This window comes from Ramlibacter sp., assembly GCF_035706265.1.
Taxonomy (GTDB): domain Bacteria; phylum Pseudomonadota; class Gammaproteobacteria; order Burkholderiales; family Burkholderiaceae_C; genus Ramlibacter.
In genome coordinates, this window is the sequence record NZ_DASSVG010000623.1 from 1 (window position 1) to 4,359 (window position 4,359).

Annotated in this window: 6 protein-coding genes; 3 read left to right on the forward strand and 3 right to left on the reverse strand. The window is 68.9% G+C overall.

The window, feature by feature from the left end:
* Positions 1-41: 41 nt before the first annotated feature.
* The 3 genes from VFM98_RS22330 to VFM98_RS22340 all read right to left on the reverse strand — a co-directional run bounded on the left by VFM98_RS22330 (position 42) and on the right by VFM98_RS22340 (position 2,152).
* The gene (locus VFM98_RS22330) at positions 42-1,052 is read right to left on the reverse strand and encodes an inorganic phosphate transporter (RefSeq protein ID WP_325112093.1); all 1,011 of its coding nucleotides are present in this window, start codon (positions 1,050-1,052) and stop codon (positions 42-44) included.
* A gap of 11 nt (positions 1,053-1,063) precedes the next feature.
* Positions 1,064-1,711, reverse strand: coding sequence for a DUF47 domain-containing protein (locus tag VFM98_RS22335; RefSeq protein ID WP_325112094.1), 648 nt, complete (start codon positions 1,709-1,711; stop codon positions 1,064-1,066).
* Positions 1,712-1,777: 66 nt separating this feature from the next.
* Positions 1,778-2,152: a DMT family protein gene (locus VFM98_RS22340; RefSeq protein ID WP_325112095.1), complete on the reverse strand. Its 375-nt coding sequence runs from the start codon at positions 2,150-2,152 to the stop codon at positions 1,778-1,780.
* On the opposite strand from VFM98_RS22340, the gene VFM98_RS22345 reads away from it, so the two are divergent.
* The 3 genes from VFM98_RS22345 to VFM98_RS22355 are packed head-to-tail and all read left to right on the forward strand — an operon-like array spanning position 2,151 to position 4,212.
* Positions 2,151-2,789, forward strand: a complete 639-nt coding sequence (locus VFM98_RS22345) for a pseudouridine synthase (RefSeq protein WP_325112096.1) — start codon at positions 2,151-2,153, stop codon at positions 2,787-2,789. The genes VFM98_RS22340 and VFM98_RS22345 overlap by 2 nt on opposite strands.
* A 28-nt stretch (positions 2,790-2,817) precedes the next feature.
* The gene (locus VFM98_RS22350; protein ID WP_325112097.1) at positions 2,818-3,435 is read left to right on the forward strand and encodes a protocatechuate 3,4-dioxygenase; all 618 of its coding nucleotides are present in this window, start codon (positions 2,818-2,820) and stop codon (positions 3,433-3,435) included.
* 24 nt (positions 3,436-3,459) lie between these two features.
* Positions 3,460-4,212: an SDR family NAD(P)-dependent oxidoreductase gene (locus tag VFM98_RS22355; RefSeq protein WP_325112098.1), complete on the forward strand. Its 753-nt coding sequence runs from the start codon at positions 3,460-3,462 to the stop codon at positions 4,210-4,212.
* The last annotated feature ends 147 nt before the right edge of the window (positions 4,213-4,359 follow it).

The window sequence follows — 4,359 nt, forward strand, 5'->3', positions numbered from 1 at the left end:
CTGCCCTCCCGCGGAGGCGGAGGGAGGAATGCAGCCGCTTCCTAGAAGATTTGCAGGCTGATCCAGTACGCGATCGCCGCCACGAAGGCGCTGGCGGGGATCGTGAAGATCCACGCCCACACGATGTTGCCTGCGACGCCCCAGCGCACGGCGCTCATGCGCTGGGTGGAGCCGACGCCGACGATGGCGCCGGTGATGGTGTGGGTGGTGGACACCGGGATGCCCAGGGCGGTGGCGATGAACAGCGTCATCGCGCCGCCGGTTTCGGCGCAGAAGCCGCCCACCGGCTTGAGCTTGGTGATCTTCTGGCCCATGGTCTTGACGATGCGCCAGCCGCCGAACATGGTGCCCAGGCCCATCGCGGTGTAGCAGCTCGCGATCACCCACGGCGGAGGGCTCTTCTCGCCCACCGCCACGTAGCCGGTGGCGATCAGCAGCATCCAGATGATGCCGATGGTCTTCTGCGAGTCGTTGCCGCCGTGGCCCAGGCTGTACGCGCTGGCCGAGATCAGCTGCAGGCGGCGGAACCACTTGTCCACCCGCGAGGGCCGCGTCGCGCGGAAGATGTTGGAGACGATCGCCAGCATCAGCGAGCCGAGCACGAAGCCCATCAGCGGCGAGACGAAGATGAAGAGCACCGTCTTCCAGATCCCCGCGGCGATCAGCTGGTTGGCGCCGGCCTTGGCGATCACAGCGCCGCAGATGCCGCCGATCAGCGCGTGCGAGGAGCTGCTCGGGATGCCGTACCACCAGGTGATGATGTTCCAGGCGATCGCCCCCGCGAGCGCTCCGAACACCACGTGCGTGTCGACGATGCCCGGCTCCACGATGCCCTTGCCGATGGTCGCCGCGACGCTCAGGTGGAAGATGAACACTGCCACCACGTTGAAGAAGGCGGCGAACACCACCGCCTGCGTCGGCTTGAGCACGCCGGTGGAAACGACGGTGGCGATCGAATTGGCCGCGTCGTGGAAGCCGTTCATGAAGTCGAACAGCAGCGCGACGGCCACCAGCAGGACCACGACCCACAGGGCCGTCTGTGTCACTCCCATGCCCGGCCGCCTCAGGAGTTCTCGAGGACGATGCCCTCGACGACGTTGGCCACGTCCTCGCACTTGTCGGTGATCGTCTCCAGCAGCTCGTAGATCGCCTTGAGCTTGATCACCTCGCGCACGTCCGGCTCCTCGCGGAACAGCTTGCTCATCGCCGAACGCATCACGCGGTCGGCCTCGGATTCGATCTTGTCGATCTCCTCGCAGGTCTTCAGCGCGGCCTGGGCGGTGGTCTGGTCGGACAGCTTGCTCAGGTGCGACACGGCCTGCTTCACCTGCTCGCAGCAGCGCACGCTCAGCTCCGTCAGGCGCGAGATCTCGGCGGTCATGTGGCGCACGTCGTACAGCGCCATGGTCTCGGCGGAGTCCTGGATCAGGTCCGCCACGTCGTCCATCGTGTTGATCAGCGTGTGGATCTGCTCGCGGTCGATCGGCGTGATGAAGGTGGAGTGGATCAGGCGGTTGACTTCGTGCGTGACCTTGTCGGCCGCGCGCTCGGCGTGGTCGACTTCGCGGTTGTGCTGGTCGCGCAGGTTGACGTCGTTGTAGTTGGCCACCAGCCGTGAAAACGCGTGGGCGCCTTCCACGATCCGCTCCGCATGCTGGTTGAACAATTCGAAGAAGTTGCCTTCTTTCGGGAGCAGTTTCTTGAAGAGCATGGGTGCTCCGGGGAGGAGAGAGTAGTTGTTGTCGGAACCGCGGGCGAGTTTACCCGCCGCCCCCGGTCACCCGTTGCGGAATATGAAATACACCGCGCCCACCATGCACAGCGCCGCCCAGAGGTAGTCCATCTTCATCGGCACCTTCAGGAAGAAGACAGAAAAGGGCAGGAACACGGCCAGCGTGATCACTTCCTGCATGATCTTGAGCTGGCCCACGCTGTAGCCGGCCTGCTGGAAGCCGATCCGGTTGGCCGGCACCTGCAGCAGGTACTCGGCCAGCGCGATGCCCCAGCTCACGAAGGCCGCCACGTACCACGGGGCGGCGGCCAGGCTGCGCAGGTGGCCGTACCAGGCGAAGGTCATGAACACGTTGGAGGCGATGAGCAGCAGGATGGTCTGCAGCGACAGGGGAACGAACGAAAAAGTAAGCGCGGCCATGCCCGGATTATCCGAAGGTTTGATCTACGTGGATGAGCACCTGCTGGTACTGGACAAGCCCGCCGGGCTGCTGGCCGTGCCCGGCCGCGGCGAGGACAAGCAGGATTGCCTGTCGGCGCGCGCGCAGCGCCTGTGGCCCGACGCGCTGGTGGTGCACCGGCTGGACATGGCGACCTCGGGCCTGTTCCTCATGGGCCGCGGGCTGCACATGCAGCGCGTGCTGAGCCGCGCGTTCGCCGAGCGCGCCGTGCAGAAGCGCTACGAGGCCGTGGTGGATGGGCGCGTGGGCGCCGTGGGCGAGCAAGGCACGATAGCCCTGCCGCTGGCGGCCGACTGGCCGCGCCGGCCGCTGCAGAAGGTCGACCCCGAACACGGCCGCCCGAGCACCACCCACTGGCGCGTGCTGGAGGTGGGCGAAGACAGCACCCGGCTGGCGCTGGAGCCCGTCACCGGCCGCTCGCACCAGCTGCGCGTGCACCTGCTGGCGATCGGGCATCCGATCCTCGGCGATGCGCTGTATGCGCCGCCGACGGTCCTCGCGCGTGCGCCGCGCCTGCTGCTGCACGCCTGCGCGCTGCGGCTCGCCCATCCCGCCAGCGGCGAGCCGCTCGCCTTCGACAGCCCCGCGCCGTTCTGACAAACTGGCAGTTCGCAGGGAGTCCACCATGAGCAAGCACCTGAGCCGCCGCACCGTTGCCGCCGCGCTGGTCGCGCTGCCTGCCTGCTGGCCCGGCGTGCGGGCGCAGCCGGCGCGCGAGCGCCGCCCGACCCCGGCGCAGACCGAAGGCCCCTTCTATCCCGTGGCGCTGCCCGCCGACACCGACGGCGACCTGCTGCGCAACGGAGCGCTGGCCTACGGCCAGGGCGAGCCGGCCTGGGTCGAAGGCGTGGTGAGCGACCTGGAGGGCCGGCCGCTGGCCGGCGCGCAGGTGGAGATCTGGCAGTGCGACCACGCCGGCCACTACCACCACCCCGGCGACGGCGGCCGCGCGGACCCGAAGTTCCAGGGCTTCGGCAGCGTGACGGTGGGCAGTGACGGCCGCTACCGCTTCCGCACCATCCGCCCCGCACCCTACTCCGGTCGCACGCCGCACATCCACGTGAAGGTGAAGCTGCAGCGGCGCGAGCTGCTGACGACCCAGCTCTATGTCGAGGGCGATCCGGGCAACGAGCGCGATTTCCTCTGGCGCCGGCTCGGCGCCGACCGCGCGCTGGTGACGGTGCCGTTCCGCGGCGGCCCGGACGGCCTGCGCGCGGATTTCCCGATCGTGATCGCCACCTGAAGAACCAAGGAACCGAAGCAACGCATGACCCACCTGACCATCCTCACCGGCGCCTCGCGCGGCATGGGCTTCGCCATGGCGCGCCAGCTGCTGCAATCGGGGCACGACCTCGTGTGCATCGCCCGCCGCACCAACGAAGAACTCGCGCAGGAGGCGGCGCGCGCCGGACGGCGCTGCGAGCAGTGGACGCAGGACCTGGCGCGGGCCGAGGCGGCGGCCGCCGGCCTCGTCACCTGGCTGCAGGCGCAGGACGCCGGCCGCTTCGCATCCGTCACGCTGATCAACAACGCGGGCCTGATCCCGCGCGTGGCGCCGCTGCCCGAGATCCCGGCGGCCCAGCTCGTCGAAGCCATGCGGGTCGACCTCGAAGCGCCCATGCTGCTCACGGCGGGCTTCCTCTACGCGACGTCGACCTGGACGATCCCGCGCCGCATCCTGAACATCTCCTCGGGGCTCGGCCGCCGCGCCATGGCCTCGCAGGCCGCCTACTGCGCCGCCAAAGCCGGCATGGACCACTTCACGCGCTGCGTGGCGCTGGAGCAGGCCCGGCTGCCGAACGGCGCCAGGATCTGCTCGCTGGCCCCCGGCGTGATCGACACCGACATGCAGGTGCAGCTGCGCGGCGCCGAGTCCGAGCGCTTTCCGGACCGGGCCAACTTCGTCGGCCTGAAGGAGAAAGGCCTTCTTTCCTCGCCGGAGGAGGCGGCCGCGCGCGTGCTGGCCTTCCTGGCCCGGCCGGACTTCGGCGCCGAGCCGGTGGCGGACGTAAGGGACTGAGCAGGGATCGCTTGCTACAGTGGGGTATTCCCATCCCCTCCTGGAGCGAGACATGACCCGTGAAGTGGTTGCCGTCAGCGCGGTGCGCACGGCCATCGGTACCTTCGGCGGCAGCCTGAAGGACATTCCCCCCATCGATCTCGGCGC